Source organism: Klebsiella sp. 28 (assembly GCF_018223905.1).
Lineage (GTDB): Bacteria > Pseudomonadota > Gammaproteobacteria > Enterobacterales > Enterobacteriaceae > Klebsiella > Klebsiella pneumoniae.
This window is the reverse complement of record NZ_JAGRQY010000052.1, coordinates 1-16,967: the sequence shown is the minus strand read 5'-3', so window position 1 is coordinate 16,967 and position 16,967 is coordinate 1. Positions and strand designations below refer to the sequence as shown.

14 protein-coding genes and 1 pseudogene are annotated in these 16,967 nt (G+C 58.9%); 8 read left to right on the top strand and 7 right to left on the bottom strand.

Annotated features, from left to right (window positions below; genetic code table 11):
* Positions 1 to 881 (top strand): Glu/Leu/Phe/Val dehydrogenase (locus tag KHQ28_RS09820; RefSeq protein ID WP_040152087.1); only part of this gene is annotated, 881 nt, incomplete at its 5' end.
* A 155-nt stretch (positions 882 to 1,036) separates the two neighbouring features.
* Here the strand turns inward: KHQ28_RS09820 and KHQ28_RS09815 are convergent.
* Positions 1,037 to 2,035, bottom strand: coding sequence for an aldo/keto reductase (locus tag KHQ28_RS09815; RefSeq protein ID WP_032419029.1), 999 nt, complete (start codon positions 2,033 to 2,035; stop codon positions 1,037 to 1,039).
* A 100-nt stretch (positions 2,036 to 2,135) separates the two neighbouring features.
* Between KHQ28_RS09815 and KHQ28_RS09810 the strand changes: the two genes are divergently transcribed.
* The 6 genes from KHQ28_RS09810 to KHQ28_RS09785 all read left to right on the top strand — a co-directional run bounded on the left by KHQ28_RS09810 (position 2,136) and on the right by KHQ28_RS09785 (position 8,439).
* Entirely contained in the window at positions 2,136 to 3,083 is a 948-nt protein-coding gene (locus KHQ28_RS09810) for a LysR family transcriptional regulator (protein WP_004183866.1), read from the top strand.
* A gap of 107 nt (positions 3,084 to 3,190) precedes the next feature.
* A complete protein-coding gene (locus tag KHQ28_RS09805; RefSeq protein ID WP_002902969.1) occupies positions 3,191 to 3,622 on the top strand; it encodes a MarR family winged helix-turn-helix transcriptional regulator in 432 nt (143 codons plus the stop codon).
* Entirely contained in the window at positions 3,622 to 5,274 is a 1,653-nt protein-coding gene (locus KHQ28_RS09800) for an MFS transporter (RefSeq protein WP_002902967.1), read from the top strand. The genes KHQ28_RS09805 and KHQ28_RS09800 overlap by 1 nt, the downstream gene beginning before the upstream one ends.
* A 28-nt stretch (positions 5,275 to 5,302) precedes the next feature.
* Positions 5,303 to 6,388, top strand: a complete 1,086-nt coding sequence (locus tag KHQ28_RS09795; RefSeq protein ID WP_032419030.1) for an HlyD family secretion protein — start codon at positions 5,303 to 5,305, stop codon at positions 6,386 to 6,388.
* Positions 6,385 to 7,764: an efflux transporter outer membrane subunit gene (locus KHQ28_RS09790; protein WP_004190382.1), complete on the top strand. Its 1,380-nt coding sequence runs from the start codon at positions 6,385 to 6,387 to the stop codon at positions 7,762 to 7,764. Before KHQ28_RS09795 ends, KHQ28_RS09790 begins: the two co-directional genes overlap by 4 nt.
* Positions 7,765 to 8,439: an O-methyltransferase gene (locus KHQ28_RS09785; RefSeq protein ID WP_020324670.1), complete on the top strand. Its 675-nt coding sequence runs from the start codon at positions 7,765 to 7,767 to the stop codon at positions 8,437 to 8,439.
* A 60-nt stretch (positions 8,440 to 8,499) separates the two neighbouring features.
* Here the strand turns inward: KHQ28_RS09785 and hrpA are convergent, their stop codons facing one another.
* Complete coding sequence (gene hrpA / locus KHQ28_RS09780; protein WP_004224509.1) at positions 8,500 to 12,402, bottom strand: ATP-dependent RNA helicase HrpA; 3,903 nt, start codon at positions 12,400 to 12,402, stop codon at positions 8,500 to 8,502.
* A gap of 204 nt (positions 12,403 to 12,606) precedes the next feature.
* Between hrpA and azoR the strand changes: the two genes are divergently transcribed.
* Entirely contained in the window at positions 12,607 to 13,212 is a 606-nt protein-coding gene (gene azoR / locus KHQ28_RS09775; protein ID WP_002902889.1) for an FMN-dependent NADH-azoreductase, read from the top strand.
* Positions 13,213 to 13,248: 36 nt separating this feature from the next.
* Here the strand turns inward: azoR and KHQ28_RS09770 are convergent, their stop codons facing one another.
* The 5 genes and pseudogenes from KHQ28_RS09770 to KHQ28_RS09750 form a co-directional block, all read right to left on the bottom strand.
* A complete protein-coding gene (locus tag KHQ28_RS09770) occupies positions 13,249 to 13,659 on the bottom strand; it encodes a GFA family protein (protein WP_024940864.1) in 411 nt (136 codons plus the stop codon).
* A gap of 8 nt (positions 13,660 to 13,667) precedes the next feature.
* On the bottom strand, positions 13,668 to 14,264 hold the full coding sequence (gene paaY / locus KHQ28_RS09765) for a phenylacetic acid degradation protein PaaY (RefSeq protein ID WP_002902883.1): 597 nt from the start codon (positions 14,262 to 14,264) through the stop codon (positions 13,668 to 13,670).
* Between the two features lie 9 nt (positions 14,265 to 14,273).
* Complete coding sequence (gene paaX, locus KHQ28_RS09760; protein WP_004194367.1) at positions 14,274 to 15,200, bottom strand: phenylacetic acid degradation operon negative regulatory protein PaaX; 927 nt, start codon at positions 15,198 to 15,200, stop codon at positions 14,274 to 14,276.
* Between the two features lie 99 nt (positions 15,201 to 15,299).
* Complete coding sequence (gene paaK, locus KHQ28_RS09755; protein WP_004148224.1) at positions 15,300 to 16,616, bottom strand: phenylacetate--CoA ligase PaaK; 1,317 nt, start codon at positions 16,614 to 16,616, stop codon at positions 15,300 to 15,302.
* A 26-nt stretch (positions 16,617 to 16,642) separates the two neighbouring features.
* Positions 16,643 to 16,967: pseudogene (locus KHQ28_RS09750) on the bottom strand (3-oxoadipyl-CoA thiolase); the annotation flags it as partial.

Genomic DNA, 16,967 nt, shown 5'->3' with positions numbered 1-16,967 from the left:
CCCGCCGCTACACCAGCGAAATCGGCATTATTATCGGACCGCAGAAAGATATTCCGGCGCCGGACGTCGGCACCAATGGCAAAGTGATGGCATGGATGATGGACACCTACTCCATGAACCATGGCACCACCATCACCGGCGTGGTCACCGGCAAACCGATCCACCTCGGCGGCTCCCTCGGTCGTGAAAAAGCCACCGGACGCGGCGTGTTTGTCACCGGCCGGGAAGTTGCCCGTCGCGCCGGTATCGAAATTGAAGGCGCCAAAGTGGCGCTGCAGGGCTTTGGTAACGTCGGTAGCGAAGCGGCCCGCCTGTTCGCCGGCGTCGGCGCTCGTATCGTGGTTATTCAGGATCATACCGCGACCCTGTATAACGAAGGCGGAATCGATATGGCCGCCCTCACCGCCTGGCAGGCGGAGAAAAAGCAGATTGCCGGTTTCCCGGGCGCCCAGGAGATCGATAAAGACGCCTTCTGGACCACCCCGATGGACATCCTGATCCCGGCGGCGCTGGAAGGGCAAATCACCCGCGAGCGCGCTGAGAAGCTGACCTGCAAACTGGTGCTGGAAGGGGCCAACGGCCCAACCTATCCGGAAGCGGACGACGTGCTGGCCGAGCGCGGCGTGATCGTGGTGCCGGACGTTATCTGCAACGCCGGCGGGGTGACCGTCAGCTACTTTGAGTGGGTACAGGACATGGCCAGCTTCTTCTGGAGCGAAGAGGAGATCAACGCCAAGATGGACCGCATTATGACCGACGCTATCGTGCACGTCTGGGATAAAGCCGCCGAGAAAGAGTGTACGCTGCGCACCGCCGCCTATATCGTGGCCTGCGAGCGCATCCTGATGGCGCGTAAAGACCGCGGCATCTACCCGGGCTGATCCCCATCAGCAACCGCATCAGGGGTGGCCTTGCGCCGCCCCTTTTTTTCTTTGCCGCGCCGTTAACCGCCGAGAATGTGCGCTATCTGACGAGGAGTTGTTCGGCAAAGGTGACAACGTCACGCAAGTAATAACCATCCGCTGCCCGTAGGGGATTATTTTTCGATTAAATCAAAGTCGCCCTGGGTATAGCGTAAGCCAGTGACGTTGTCGGCAGTGAAAATATGTTCGATGGTGAGGATGTCCTCCGCCGCGAGGGTAATATTCGCGGCGCCGGCATTGTCGCGCAGGTGAGCAATTTTCCTCGCCCCCGGGATAGGCACGATATCCTCGCCTTTGCTCATCACCCAGGCAAGGGCAATCTGCGCAAGGGTCGCGTCATAGCGGGTGGCCACCTGCTGAAGGCGCTCAAGCAGCAGCTGGTTTTTGCGCATGGTTTCGGCCTGGAAGCGCGGCAGATGGCGGCGGAAATCATCCGCTGCCAAAACGCCGGGATCGGTAATTGTCCCCGTCAGGAAGCCGCGGCCAAGCGGGCTGTATGGCACAAAGCCGACCCCCAGCTCGCGGCAGGTGTGGAGAATACCGGCCTCCGGCTCGCGGCTCCATAGCGAATATTCCGTCTGCACGGCAGCGATCGGATGTACCTTGCAGGCCCGGCGCAGCGTCTGAGCAGATACTTCCGACAGACCGATATGGCGAATTTTACCCTCTTTAACCAGATCGGCCATAGTGCCCACCACCTCTTCCACCGGTACCGCGGGATCGACGCGGTGCTGATAGAGCAGATCGATGGTCTCGACATTCAGTCGCTTCAGCGACCCTTCCACTGATTCGCGAATATGTGCCGGACGGCTGTCAACGCCGGCCATCCGCTCCAGACCCTGGCCGGTCGGCAAAATACGAAATCCAAATTTGGTGGCAATCTGCACCTTATCGCGAAAACCTTTAATCGCTTTTCCGACCAGAACTTCATTATCGAAAGGACCATAACCTTCGGCGGTATCCAGGAAGGTCACGCCCATGTCCATGGCGGCATGGATCGTATTTATCGCCTGCGACGTTTCAGCGCCGCCATAGGCAAAACTCATCCCCATACATCCGAGACCTAATGCGGAAACCTGAAATTTCTCTTTTCCAAGATAACGTGTTTTCATCTTATTTTCCTTAATTGCTGAATGGCATTAAATATATACTTCCCTTTCATATTGATAACAATTAATCTATTCCGAACGCGGTGTTAGCTGGAAATTAACAATGAAAACCTTGCCCGATCTGCAACAAATAGAAATATTAATACTCATAGTGAAACATGGCAGTTTTCGTCAGGCCGCTAAAGCGTTAAACCTTTCCCCACCGGCCCTTACCGTCGCTATTAATCATCTGGAAGAAAAGTTAGGCGTGCGCCTGCTAAATCGCTCAACGCGCAGTTTGTCATTAACCGCAGTGGGTGAGGAATTTCTTAATAATATAACGCCGGTGGTCAATGATTATCGCCGGGTGGTGGACAGTCTGAATTATCACCGTCTGACTCCGGAAGGCGTGGTGAAAGTTAATTTACCGCGCATTGTTATTGACCTGTTTTTTCAAGACTATTTTATCGCCTTTAAAAACGCCTGTCCCAATGTGACGCTCGAACTGTATGCCACCGATCGGAAAGTCAATATTATCGAGTCCGGTTTTGACGCCGGCATTCGCTATTCGCAGGATGTGCCCAAAGAGATGATTGCCATCCCCTTTGGCGAGAAACTATCGCTGATCCCGGTGGCCAGCCCGGACTATATACGCGAAGCCGGAGAGCCCGATACCCCGCAGTCATTAGTTAATTTCCGCTGCATTAACCGCTGTTTTCCTGGTGGTGAGAAGTACCGCTGGGAGTTTATTGGCCCCAGCGGCGAGCTTAGCGAGGTCGCGGTTAAAGGCGATCTGGTCGTCGATGCCGATAGCGCAATGATCCAGGCCGCGGAGAGCGGATTAGGCATCGCCTTTGTCTATCAGTCGCTGGTGACGCAGCAGCTGAGCGCGGGCAGCCTGGTCCATTTGTTACCCGGCTACCGCTATCCTGCCGACCATTTCTGCGTCTACTACCCAAGCCGGAAACATATTCCCGCCCCCCTGCGGGCCTTTATCGCCTGGGTGATGGCGCAGAATAAAAATATCCTCGGTCAGCAGACCGCACGACACGGATCGCGGCCGGAAGATTAACTACAATTAACGTACATACCGTTAACCAATTTCTATCTTTCATCTTGAACTCCGGCGGTTATCCGGCATAAAATCGTTAGAGCTCTAACGATATTGACAGACGACCTATGGACAATCGACAGCTTACCTTCTCTCATCTTTTATACCTCACCGCGCACCACTGGCGGCTGGCGGTCAATCGTCGGCTGAAAAATCTCGGTCTCAGCCAGGCCAGCTGGGTGGCGGTAGCGTCCATCGCCCGCCACCAGCAGCCGCTGTCGCAAAGCGAACTGGCGCAGGAGCTGGGGGTGGAGAGCCCGACCATTGTGCCGTTGATCCATCGTCTGGTCGCCCTCGGACTGGTGGAGCGCATCACCACCGCCAGCGACAAACGTAAGCGACTGCTGGTGGTCACCGACAAAGGGAAGGCCCTCTATGAACAGGTCAAAACGGTGGCTGACGATCTGCGCGAAGAGATCCTGACGGCGATTACCCCACAGGAGCAGGAGCAAACCCAGCGGGTGCTGGAAAAGCTGTTGCGCGAAGTGGAGAAGAAATAATGCCCCGTCGCCAGGATAACCCCTACGCCCCGCATGACTGGGCGCCGCATGAAAAACCGGCTCTGCTCGGTTCGCCGTCGACGCCGCTGCACAGTCCGGCGAAACGCCTTGCCTACGGCGTGGTCGGTCTGCTGGTATGTCTCACCGGCGCGCTGGGCAACGCAGTGGTCACCGCCAACCTGCAGCTGCTGCAGGGTACCTTCGCCGCCTGGTCGACAGAAATCGCCTGGCTGCCGGCGGTATACGTGATGACCAACGTCTCCATCAACCTGCTGCTGGTGAAATTCCGCCAGCAGTTTGGCCTGCGCGCTTTCACCGAAGGCTTTCTGGTGCTCTATGTGCTGGTCACCTTTTTCCACCTCTTCGTCAACGATCTCAGCTCAGCGATGATGGTTCGCGCCGCCCACGGCATGGTGGCCGCGGCGCTCAGCTCGCTGGGGATTTACTACCAGGTACAGGCCTGGCCTGCGCGCCATCGCCTGAAAGGGCTAACTATCGGCATCACCGGCTCGTCACTGGCCATTCCCCTGGCGCGCCTCTTTTCCACCGAACTGCTGCAGACCGATGAATGGCGCGGTCTCTACTTCTTTGAGCTGGGCCTGGCGCTGGTGTCGCTGGCCTGCGTCATCGCGCTAAAACTGCCGCCAAGCGATCGTAAAAAAGTGTTCGAAAAAAAGGATTTCATTACCTTCTTTCTGCTGGCGCCCGGCATGGCGCTGGTGTGCGCCGTGCTGTCGCTGGGGCGGCTCGAGTGGTGGTTTGAAGCACCGTGGATCGGCTGGGCGCTGGCGGCGGCGGTAATACTGATCGTCGCTGCGATTACCTTCGAGCATAACCGCAGCAACCCCCTGCTCAATACCAAATGGCTCTCCAGCGGCAGCATCGTGCGTCTGGGCCTGATTATGCTGTTGATCCGCATCGTGCTGGCGGAGCAGAACACCGGGGTCATCGGCTGGCTGCAGTACGTTGGCCTGCAAAACGAACAGATGACTAACCTCGCGTGGTCGATTTTCGCCGGTATTCTGTGCGGGATCATTGCCAGCTGCCTGACGCTCAACCCGCAGAAGCTCTACTGGCCGACCGCCACCGCGCTGGCGCTGATCATGATAGCCTCGCTGCTCGACAGCCAGTCCAACGCCCTCACCCGTCCGGAACAATTAATGTTCAGCCAGTTTTTACTCGGCTTCGGCAGCGCCTTCTTTCTGGCCCCGGCGATGCTCGCCGGGATTGGCGGCGTGTTTGCCGACCCGCGCAACCTGGTCAGCTTCTCGGTGCTGTTCGGCATGAGCCAGAACATTGGCGGGCTGCTCGGCTCGGCGATCCTCGGCACCTTCCAGACCTGGCGTGAGAAATTCCACTCCAGCCAGCTGGCGGACCAGATAACCACCCTGAACCCGCTGATCGTCGAGCGGCTGCAGCAGTACAGCCAGATGTATCAGAGCCAGATTGGCGACAGTACGCTACTCAACGTTCAGGCCACCACCCTGCTGCAAAACGCCGCGACGCTGCAGGCCAATATTCTCGCCTGGAATGATACCTATCTGCTGACGGCGGCGATCTCCGCCGGGACACTAGTGTGGGTTTTCTGGCGCTTAATTCGCTTACGACTGACTGCCCGTATCGCGTTGCAACGCGCTACCGGCAGCAAATAATTATCATCATTTCATCTCTGGAGTCGTTATGAGTCAGCAGGATGCGGCCAAACAACAGGCCAACACCCGGAATAATATTCGCGTGGTTTCCATTTTTACCGCCGCGGCGATAGGCCTCGTCGGCGTGCTGGTGATCCTCTACGCCTGGCAACTGCCGCCGTTCACTCGTCATAGCCAGTTTACCGACAACGCCTATGTGCGCGGGCAGACCACCTTTATTAGCCCGCAGGTCAACGGCTATATCACCGCCGTCAACGTCAAAGATTTCGCGATTGTCCAGCCGGGCGAGGTGCTGTTCCAGATAGACGATCGCATCTATAAACAGCGGGTGCATCAGGCCCAGGCTACCCTGGCGATGAAAGAGGCCGCGCTGCGCAATAACCTGCAACAGCGCAAAAGCGCCGAGGCGACGATCGCCAAGAATGAAGCCGCGCTGCAAAACTCCCGCGCGCAGAATCTGAAAATCCAGGCCGATTTAAAACGCATCCAGCAGTTAACCGCCGACGGTTCGCTGTCGATCCGCGAACGTGATTCGGCGCGGGCCAGCGCGGCGCAAGGGGCGGCGGATATTGAGCAGGCGAAAGCGGCGCTGGAGATGTCGCGCCAGGACCGTGAATCGACCATCGTCAATCGCGATTCGCTGGAGGCCGACGTGGCCAGCGCCAAAGCGGCGCTTGAGCTGGCGCAGATCGACCTGCAGAATACCCAGATTATCGCCCCCACCGGCGGCCAGCTGGGGCAGATCTCGGTGCGTCTTGGCGCCTATGTCAGCGCCGGAACCCATCTGACCTCGCTGGTTCCGCCGCAGCACTGGGTGATTGCCAACCTCAAAGAGACCCAGTTGGCCGAAGTACGCGTTGGCCAGCCGGTCACCTTCACCGTAGACGCGCTCAACGGCGAGACCTTCCACGGCAAGGTGCAGAGTATCTCCCCGGCGACCGGGGTGGAGTTCAGCGCCATCTCTCCGGACAACGCCACCGGCAATTTCGTCAAGATCGCCCAGCGCATCCCGGTGCGTATTACGGTCAACGACGGGCAAAACAACAGCGAACGCCTGCGGCCAGGGATGTCGGTGCAGGTGACTATTGATACCCGTGCGGAGAAACAACCATGATCCGCCCGGTCGCCCTTGCTATCGTTCTGGCGCTGGTCGGCTGTCAATCCGCCGATGTGCAGCGCGCGCAGCCGACCCTGACCATTCCTGCCGCCTGGCGGGCCGACGTTGGCCCGGCCAGCCCGGTGGAGGGCGTATGGTGGCGCAATTTTCATGACAGTACCCTCAATCAGTATGTCGACCAGGCGCTGCGCTATAACAGCGATGTGCTGATCGCCCGTGAGCGGGTGAATGAGTATCAGGCGCGCGCTTACGCCGCCGACAGCAGCCTGTTTCCGTCACTGGACGCCAGCCTCACCGGCACCCGCGCCCGGACGCAGTCCGCCGCCACCGGCCTGCCGATCCACAGCACACTGTATAAGGGCGGCCTGACCGCCAGCTATGATGTCGATATCTGGGGAGCGAACCGCAGCGCGGCCAACGCCGCCGGGGCCAGCCTTGAGGCGCAGAAAGCCGCCGCCGCCGCCGCCAATTTGAGCGTCGCCAGCTCGGTGGCCGTTGGCTATGTCACGCTGCTGTCGCTGGATGAGCAGCTGCGGGTGACCCAGCAGACGCTAACATCAAGGGAAGACGCGTGGCGCCTGGCCAAACGTCAGTTTGAAACCGGGTATACTTCACGCCTTGAGCTGATGCAGGCGGATTCGGAGCTGCGGTCAACGCGGGCGCAGATCCCGCCGCTACAGCACCAGATTGCGCAGCAGGAAAATGCGCTCAGCGTGCTGCTCGGCGATAACCCTGGCGCGGTAAAACGCGGCGAGTTCGCCCAGCTTACCCCGCTGCGTCTGCCGTCGCAGCTGCCGTCCACCTTGCTCAACCGCCGTCCGGACATCGCTCAGGCCGAGCGCCAGCTGGTGGCCGCCGACGCCACGCTGGCCTCGTCGCAGGCGCAGCTGCTGCCCTCTATTAACCTGACCGCTACCGGCAGCCTGCAGGACCGGACGCTGCCGGATCTGCTGGACAACCCGCTGCGGCTGTGGAGTCTTGGCGGCAGTATTCTGGCGCCGCTGCTAAACCGCCAGGCGTTAAATGCCCAGGTGGACGTCTCCATGGCCCAGCGCAACCAGGCGCTCTATAGCTATGAGAAAACGGTGCGCAGCGCGTTCAAAGAGGTCAATGACAGCCTGGACGCCATCAGTCGCTATGGCGAACAGTTAACCGAGCTTCAGGAACAAGAGACCGTTGCCCAGGAAACCTTACGTATTGCACAAAACCGCTACCGTAACGGCTACTCTTCTTATCTGGATGTGCTTGATGCCCAGCGAACGCTGTTCTCCACCCAGCTTAGCGTGGTGCAGGTGAAGAACAACCTGCTGCTGGCGCAGATCGATCTGTACCGGGCGCTGGGAGGCGGCTGGTCTGACTCATCAGGGAGCTAAATGGGGAAGCGTCATATGCAACAACAGTGGTCGGCAGTAGACAATTATTTGATTAAGGCCTTAATTCCCGGCGATCCTGTGCTCGATCGGGTACTGGAAAACAACCATCGTGCCGGGCTCCCGGCACACGATGTCGCCGCCAATCAGGGTCAGTTTCTCGCCCTGCTGGTACGGCTAACCCAGGCTAAGCGGATACTGGAGATCGGCACCCTCGGCGGCTATAGCACCATCTGGATGGCGCGCGAGCTTCCTGCCGACGGCCAACTCCTCACCCTGGAGGCCGACGCGCATCATGCCCAGGTGGCGCGGGAGAATCTGCAGCTGGCGGGCGTTGACCAGCGGGTCACGCTACGGGAGGGACCCGCGCTACAGTCCCTGGAGGCGCTTGGCGAATGTCCCGCTTTCGACCTGATCTTCATCGATGCCGATAAGCCGAATAACCCCCATTATCTGCGCTGGGCGCTACGTTATTCCCGCCCAGGAACCTTAATTATTGGCGATAACGTGGTACGCGACGGCGAAGTGGTCAACCCACAGAGCGCCGACGAGCGCGTTCAGGGCGTGCGTCAGTTCATTGAGATGATGGGCGCCGAGCCACGGTTGACGGCAACGGCGCTGCAGACCGTGGGCACTAAAGGCTGGGACGGCTTTACTCTGGCGTGGGTAAACGCTTAAGCGTGGACGCCTGACCAGTAGCCCCGGTAAGCGCAGCGCCACCGGGGACAACCAGCCAGGCTATGGGGTAATTTGCTCCATCGCCTGTAACACTCGCTTGTCCGAGATAGGATACGGGGTGCCCAGCTGCTGGGCGAAGAAGCTGACCCGCAGCTCCTCGATCATCCAGCGGATCTCCCGGACATCGTCGTCCTCACGGCGGTTCGGCGGTAGCTTATTCAGCCACTGCTGCCACGCCTGCTGCACGCTCTCCACCTTAAGCATCTGCGCCCGATCGCGGTGCGGATCGATAGCCATCTTCTCCAGACGCTTTTCAATCGCCTGCAGATAGCGCAGCGTATCGCCAAGACGGCGGAAACCGTTGCCGGTGACAAAGCCGCGATACACCAGACCCGCCATCTGCGCTTTGATATCCGACAGCCCCAGCGCCATGGTCATATCCACCCGGCCTTTCAGCCGTTTGTTGATATTGAACACCGCGGTGAGGATCTGCTCGACCTGTTTAGCGATCTCCACCACCGTGTCGTTGAGCTCGGCTCGCACTTTATCGTGCAGCTGACTAAAGCCCTCTTCCGTCCACACCGGACCGCCCGCCTCGTCGATAAGCTTATCAACGCCGCAGGAGATGCAATCGTCAATCAGATCCAGCACTTTGCCGTACGGGTTAAAGTAGAGCCCAAGCTTGGCTTTATTCGGTAGTTTCTCGTGCAGATACTTAATCGGCGACGGGATGTTGAGCAGCAGCAGGCGACGCAGACCGCGCCACATGGCCTGCTGCTGTTCCTGTGGATTATCAAACAGCTTGATGGCCACGCTGTCGCGCTCGTCCACCAGCGCCGGCCAGGCTTTCACCTTATAGTTACCGCGCTTCTGTTCGTAACTTTCCGCCAGGGTGCCAAAGCTCCAGATATGCAGCCCGCTCTGCTCAATACCGTCATCAGCGACCGCCGACAGCGTCTCCTGCACTTTGCCCTTCAGGGCGTCTTTCAACGCCTGCAGCGAGCGCCCTTCCTGCAGCTTCTTGTTTTTATCATCCACCACCCGGAAAGTGATTTTCAGGTGATCGGGCACCTGATCCCACTGCCAGGCTTCGCGGTCGATGGTCACGCCGGTCATCTTACGCAGCTCGCGCTCCAGCGAATCGAGCAGCGGCAGCTCAAGCGGCGTCGCCCGGCCAAGAAACGCTTCCGCATAGTTGGGAGCCGGGACGAAATTGCGCCGTACCGGCTTCGGCAGCGATTTTATCAGCGCGATAATGAGCTCGCGACGCAGACCAGGGATCTGCCATTCAAATCCGGCCTCCTCCACCTGGTTGAGCAGCGGCAGCGGAATATGCACCGTCACGCCGTCGGCGTCAGCGCCCGGTTCAAACTGGTAGCTAAGCCGCAGCTTGAGGTTGCCCTGATGCCAGAAGTTCGGGTAGTCCAGCTTGCTGACCTGCTCCGCCCCCTCTTTAATCAGCATGCTCTTTTCAAAATTGAGCAGATCCGGGGTTTCACGGCTGGCCCGCTTCCACCAGCTATCGAAGTGGCGGGCGGAGATGACGTCGTGGCTGATGCGCTGGTCGTAGAACTCGAACAGCGTCTCGTCATCCACCAGGATGTCGCGGCGGCGCGACTTATGCTCCAGCTCTTCGATTTCCGCGCGCAGCTTCAGGTTATCGCGGAAGAAGGCGTGACGCGTCTGCCAGTCGCCCTCTACCAGCGCGTGGCGGATAAATAGCTCACGACACAGCGCCGGATCAATCTGGCTGTAGTTGACCTTACGCGCGGCGACGATCGGCAGGCCGTAAACGGTAACCTTTTCCGTCGCCATCACCGCGCCCTGCGCCCGCTCCCAGTGCGGCTCACTGTATGAGCGCTTGATCAGGTGCTGCGCTACCGGCTCCACCCACTCCGGCTCAATGCGGGCGGCAATACGCCCCCACAGCCGGCTGGTCTCGACGAGCTCCGCAACCATCGTCCACTTCGGCGGCTTCTTGAATAGACCGGAGCCGGGGAAGATAGAGAACCGCGCATTACGGGCGCCGGTAAACTCCTGCTTATCGGCATCTTTCATGCCGATGTGCGACAGCAGACCGGTCAGCAACGCAGTATGGATCTCGCGATATTCCGCCGGCTCACTGTTGATCGGCAGGCCAAGCTCTTTCACCACCTGGCGCAGCTGGGTGTAGATGTCCTGCCACTCGCGCACGCGCAGATAGTTAAGAAAATCGACCCGGCACTGGCGGCGGAACTGATTCGACGACAGCGCCTTCTGCTGCTCGCCGAGGTAGTTCCACAGATTGACGAAGGCGAGGAAATCAGACTCTTTATCGTGGAAGCGGCGATGTTTTTCGTCAGAGGCCTGCTGTTTGTCCATCGGCCGCTCGCGCGGGTCCTGGATCGACAGCGCGGAGGTGATGATCATCGCTTCCCGCACGCAGCCGTGCTTCTGCGCCTCCAGCACCATGCGCGCCAGACGCGGATCCACCGGTAGCTGGCTGAGCTGGCGGCCCAGCGGGGTTAGCTTATAAGCCGTTGCCTGCGCATCGGTGGTGATGGCGCCCAGCTCTTCCAGCAGGCGTACGCCGTCCTGGATATTGCGCTTATCCGGCGCTTCGACAAACGGGAAGGCGGCGATATCGCCTAAGCCCAGGGCGGTCATCTGCAGGATGACCGACGCCAGGTTGGTGCGCAGAATCTCCGGGTCGGTAAATTCCGGGCGCGACAGGAAATCGTCTTCTGAATAAAGACGAATACAGATCCCTTCCGAAACGCGGCCGCAGCGGCCCTTACGCTGGTTGGCGGACGCCTGGGAAACCGGCTCGATCGGCAGGCGCTGCACCTTGGTGCGATAGCTGTAGCGACTAATACGCGCAGTACCGGGATCGATAACGTACTTAATGCCCGGCACGGTGAGCGAGGTTTCCGCCACGTTGGTCGCCAGCACGATGCGCCGCCCGCTGTGCGGCTGGAAGACGCGGTTCTGCTCGCTGTTGGACAGGCGGGCGTACAGCGGCAGCACTTCGGTATGGCGCAGATCCAGCTTATTCAGCGCATCGGCGGTATCGCGAATTTCCCGCTCACCGCTCATAAAGATCAGAATATCGCCGGGCCCTTCGCGCCCCAGTTCGTCAACCGCATCAAAGATCGCCTGTAACTGATCGCGCTCGGTATCGTCCGCCTCTTCCACAATCGGCCGATAGCGCACTTCCACCGGGTAAGTCCGCCCGGAGACTTCGATAATCGGCGCATTATTGAAATGCTTTGAGAAACGTTCCGGGTCGATGGTCGCCGAGGTAATGATGATTTTCAGGTCCGGGCGGCGCGGCAGGAGCTCTTTCAGATAGCCGAGCAGAAAGTCAATATTCAGGCTGCGCTCGTGCGCCTCATCGATAATGATGGTGTCGTACTGCATCAACAGACGATCCTGCTGGATCTCCGCCAGCAGGATACCGTCGGTCATCAGCTTAACCATGGTGTTTTCGCTGACGTGGTCGCTGAAGCGGACTTTATAGCCGATGCAGCCGCCCGGCTCGCTCTGCAGCTCTTCGGCAATACGGTTGGCGACGGTTCGCGCGGCCAGACGACGCGGCTGAGTATGGCCGATGAGTCCTTTCAGCCCGCGGCCCAGCTCCATGCAGATTTTGGGCAGCTGGGTGGTTTTACCCGAACCGGTCTCCCCGGCGACGATCACCACCTGGTGATCGCGTACCGCCTCGAGAATCTCTTGTTTTTTCTGGCTAACCGGCAGGTTTTCCGGATAGGTGATGGCCGGACGCGCCGCTTCGCGCAGCAGGACTTTACCGGCTGCCTGGCTTATCTCCAGCGCCATCTCCTGCAGAATGGCCTGTTGCGATTCAGGATTTTTAACCTTCTTCACGCCGTGCAGACGGCGGGCAAAGCGCGTTTTGTCGCGCAGCATCAGGCCGTCGAGCTGTTGATAAAGCTGGGGGAAGGTGATTTTTTGTTGTTCTGTCATAGCGTTATCGGGCAGAGCTCTGCCGGGAAAATCTCTTTTGAAGTATTGCCTTAGAGTACCACATCTGTGTCATTCGTGCCTTGTTCAAAAAATCTGAACATAGGATTCGATATATTGCGCTATCTCTGTGGCGCGATTGTGAATACAGTGTCAACAAGCACCAGGGCATTGACCCGTCAATCACATTAAAAAAAGGAAACACCCATGAGCAAAGTATTAGTTCTGAAATCCAGTATTCTGGCAGGGTACTCACAATCTGGTCAGCTTTCCGACTATTTTGTTGAACAATGGCAGGAAAAACACCCTGGCGATGAGATCACCGTGCGTGACCTGGCCGCCAATCCGATCCCGGTTCTGGATGGCGAACTGGTTGGCGCCCTGCGTCCGAGCGACGCGCCGCTGACTCCGCGTCAGCAGGAAGCGCTGGCCCTTTCCGACGAGCTGATCGCCGAACTGAAAGGCAACGATGTGATTGTTATCGCTGCGCCGATGTACAACTTCAACATCCCGACGCAGCTGAAAAACTATTTCGACCTGGTGGCTCGCGCCGGCGTCACCTTCCGCTACACCGAGAAAGGGCCGGAAGGTCTGGTAACCGGTAAACGCGCGGTCGTCGTTACCAGCCGCGGCGGTATCCATAAAGATACTCCGACCGACCTGGTCACCCCATACCTGTCCACCTTCCTCGGCTTCATCGGCATCACCGACGTGAACTTTGTGTTCGCCGAAGGTATCGCTTACGGCCCGGAAGTCGCGGCCAAAGCGCAGTCTGACGCGAAAGCGGCCATCGACAGCGTGGTTGCAGCCTAATATTTCACTCCTCTCGCTTCCTGCGGGAGGAGAGTTTTACTTTTTCTCGTAGCGTAAATACCCCACCACGCCTCCACCGCCATCCTTTGGATGATTCACGCCGTCGTTGACCTCCACGCAAGGGAAATCGAAAGGCGAAACGCCGTCAATGCAGGCCACATTCACCCCATACTGCTGTGGGTTTGATCGCCGTTGATGAAAGGTGTAGATCCCGCATACCGAGCAGAAAAAGTGCACGGCTTCCCCTGTATTAAAGCGATACTCTGTGAGCTTATCCCCTCCGCGTACCACCTCTATTCCTGAACGCGGCGAAGAGACCGCGACCGCCCCACGCATGCGACAATATGAGCAGTTACAGCGCCGAACGGTGTTGAAGCCGTCGCTGAGCTCCACGGTAAACGCCACCGCACCGCAGTGACAGTGAGCGGATAATTTCTCTGCCATAATTTTACCCCTCAGGTGGCGGCTTTTGGCCGCAGGTTTTCATCAAACGCCAGCCGCTTACGCCCTGCTTCGACTTCCCGTAATGGCTCCACCTGGTGCAGCGTCTGCTTACAGCGTTCCACCAGCGCCTGGTATTCACGGGTACCTTGTTTTTTCCACGCCAGCTCCTGTTCGCTCAGGGTGCGAATCGCTTTTGCCGGGCTGCCGATAATCAGATGGTTGGCGGGCATCTCGGCGTTGGCTTTGACAAAGGCCGAAGCGCCGACAATGCTGTTTTCGCCAATGACCGCCCCGTCGATAATCACCGCGCTCATGCCCACCAGCGCGTTGCGGCCAATCACGCAGCCGTGCAGAATAGCGCCGTGGCCGATATGGCCCTCCTCTTCCACCACCGTATCCTGGCCGGGGAAGCCATGCATCACGCAGTTATCCTGAATATTGGCACCGTCTTTGACCACGATGCGCCCGAAGTCGCCGCGCAGGCTGGCGTTGGGCCCAACATAGACCCCTTTGCCGAGGATCACGTCGCCAATCAACACCGCGGTCGGGTGAACGTAACTCTCCTCCGGCACCACCGGCGTCAGTCCATCAATCTGATATATCGGCATGCAACCTCCTTATGCGCCCGGCAAACCGCCAAAGCGCTGATAATAGAGCGGACCCGGCACCGGGAGCTCGCCCACCGAGCTCTCACCTTTCTCGCTGACAAACGCCAGCGCACCGGGACTCACGCGTTGATAAATATTGATACACAGCTGGCGGGCGGTTTGCCCTGCCCAATGCGCCGGCAGGAGCTCTTCCGGCAGCAGCGGGTCTTTGAGCACCACCCGGCGATAGAAATGGATAAGGAGCAGTTGGATCTGGAAACAGCGATCCGGCGTCAACTCTGACGGGTCGCAATCGCGCAGCAGCGGCAGTAGAGGTCGGAACAAGGCGATAAACGCCTCGTACATCTCATTTTGTTCGGTGAGATGCCAGCACTCCTCCACCCGGCTGCGCAGGGCCGCCCTGGAGAGCGCCAGCGGCGAATGGGCTTCAAAACAGATGACGTTTTCGGCGACGCCCGCTTCGTGGAGCAGAGACTGGACATCGGCCAGCTTTTGCGACGGCGAGGCCAGCAGGCTCGGCGCCAGCGCGCCAAACCCCTGCCACAGCAGCTGCTTTTTAACGTCGGCGAGCACATTTTTCTCCAGGCCTTCCGAAAGCAGCAACAGCCAGGTACCGTCCCATTCCGGGGCACTGGCGCGATAAATTTTATGCTCCGCGCGCCGGGTCAGGCGCAACCCTTTATCACTCAGGCGATAGAAGCTGCGCCGGCCGATGCGGACAACATCAAGCCACTCTTCTTTATTGAGGCGAAACAGCGCGGTGCGTACGAAGCGCTCGCCGAAGCCTAATCCTTCCAGCAGCGCCGCGACGCTGCCCAGCCACACTTCCCCACCGCGCTGTAATAAAGCGTCGCCATACAGCGAGGCAATTAATGACGTGCCGCTGATGGGCATCGCCGTCACCGCTTGTTGAATAAAGGCGTCGAGTTTACTCATCTGATTCATTCTGTTGTTATATTTTTCCTTTATGAATCATAGCACAGGAAATTCCCGGCTTACGGCGTAAAGGCCTCAGCCGGGTTATCGGGGAGAGAATTAACCGCTGACCACCGCTTTACGCAGGTCGAATACCCGACAGGCTTTCCCTTCCGAGCGCGGAATGCTGCCGCAGTTGACGATAGTAATGTCGGTGGAGATCCCGACCATCGACTTAATGCGGTGACGCAACTGATGGCAAATCTGGCAGCGTTGTTCATGACTCAGCGCCAGCCCGCTCTCTTTCAGCTCAACGCGCACCGCCAGCGAATCCAGATGACCGCGGCGATTGACCTCTAACTGATAGTGCGGCGCCAGGTGTTCAAACTTGAGGATCTCCTCTTCCAGCTGCGAGGGGAAGACGTTAACCCCGCGGATAATCAGCATATCGTCGCTGCGTCCGCTGATGCGATCCATGCGGCGCATGGTCCGCGCGGTTCCCGGCAGCAGGCGCGTCAGATCGCGGGTACGATAGCGGATCACCGGCAGCGCTTCTTTGGTCAGGGTGGTAAACAGCAGCTCACCATGCTCGCCATCTTCCAGCGGCGTACCGTCGTCCGGGTTGACGATTTCCGGGAAGAAGTGGTCTTCCCAGATAGTCGGGCCGTCAACGGTTTCCAGACACTCCATCGCTACGCCCGGTCCCATGACTTCCGACAAACCGTAAATATCCAGGGCGGTGATCCCCAGCCGGCGCTCGATTTCCGCGCGCATCGCCAGCGTCCACGGCTCAGCGCCAAAGACGCCGACCCGCAATGAACAGCCGCGGGCATCGCCGCCCATCTGGCGCTCCAGCTCTTCAATCAGATTCAGACAGTAGGACGGCGTCACCATGATCATATCCGGCTGGAAATCGCGGATCAGCTGCGCCTGTTTTTCGGTCTGTCCGCCGGACATCGGGATCACCGTCGCGCCCAAACGTTCCGCGCCGTAGTGCGCGCCAAGGCCGCCGGTAAACAGGCCATAGCCGTAGGCGACGTGAATTTTATCTTTTGCTGAACCACCGGCCGCGCGCAGCGAACGGGCGACAATATTGGCCCAGTTATCAATATCGTTTTGCGTATACCCCACCACCGTCGGTTTGCCGGTGGTGCCGGAAGAGGCGTGAATGCGCACCACCTGCTCCATCGGCACCGCGAAGGTATCGAAGGGATAGTTGTCGCGCAGATCCTGTTTGGTGGTGCAGGGGAATTTTTGTAGATCGTTTAATTCCCGAAAGTCGTCAGGGTGCACGCCGGCGGCGTCGAATTTGCGGCGATACATCGGCACATTTTCGTACGCATGCTTCAGCGTCCATTTCAGGCGCTGGGTTTGCAGGGCCTGCAGTTCGTCACGCGATGCGGTTTCAATCGGATCTAATTTTGTAGTAGTTATCATTGTAGGGTACTCGCAGGTAAATTAGCTCACACTCGCTCGAGGATCATGGCAATGCCCTGACCCACGCCAATACACATCGTACACAGCGCATAGCGCCCGCCCCGGCGTTGCAGCTCAAGGCTGGCGCTCAGCGCTAACCGCGCGCCGCTCATGCCCAGCGGATGGCCTAACGCGATGGCGCCGCCGTTGGGATTCACGTGCGCCGCATCGTCCGGCACGCCGAGCTGTCTGAGCACCCCCAGCGCCTGGGCGGCGAAGGCCTCATTCAGCTCAATCAGATCCATATCGTTAATATTGAGTCCCGCCCGCTCCAGCACTTTACGCACCGCCGGTACCGGCGGTGCGTAAAGT

Coding starts and splice junctions, on each gene's coding strand:
- KHQ28_RS09790 (WP_004190382.1), top strand. CDS start 6,385: ATGATCCGCCCGGTCGCCCTTGCTATCGTTCTGGCGCTGGTCGGCTGT.
- paaK (WP_004148224.1), bottom strand. CDS start 16,616: ATGATAACTACTACAAAATTAGATCCGATTGAAACCGCATCGCGTGAC.
- azoR (WP_002902889.1), top strand. CDS start 12,607: ATGAGCAAAGTATTAGTTCTGAAATCCAGTATTCTGGCAGGGTACTCA.
- hrpA (WP_004224509.1), bottom strand. CDS start 12,402: ATGACAGAACAACAAAAAATCACCTTCCCCCAGCTTTATCAACAGCTC.
- KHQ28_RS09810 (WP_004183866.1), top strand. CDS start 2,136: ATGAAAACCTTGCCCGATCTGCAACAAATAGAAATATTAATACTCATA.
- KHQ28_RS09800 (WP_002902967.1), top strand. CDS start 3,622: ATGCCCCGTCGCCAGGATAACCCCTACGCCCCGCATGACTGGGCGCCG.
- KHQ28_RS09785 (WP_020324670.1), top strand. CDS start 7,765: ATGGGGAAGCGTCATATGCAACAACAGTGGTCGGCAGTAGACAATTAT.
- KHQ28_RS09815 (WP_032419029.1), bottom strand. CDS start 2,035: ATGAAAACACGTTATCTTGGAAAAGAGAAATTTCAGGTTTCCGCATTA.
- KHQ28_RS09805 (WP_002902969.1), top strand. CDS start 3,191: ATGGACAATCGACAGCTTACCTTCTCTCATCTTTTATACCTCACCGCG.
- paaX (WP_004194367.1), bottom strand. CDS start 15,200: ATGAGTAAACTCGACGCCTTTATTCAACAAGCGGTGACGGCGATGCCC.
- KHQ28_RS09795 (WP_032419030.1), top strand. CDS start 5,303: ATGAGTCAGCAGGATGCGGCCAAACAACAGGCCAACACCCGGAATAAT.
- paaY (WP_002902883.1), bottom strand. CDS start 14,264: ATGCCGATATATCAGATTGATGGACTGACGCCGGTGGTGCCGGAGGAG.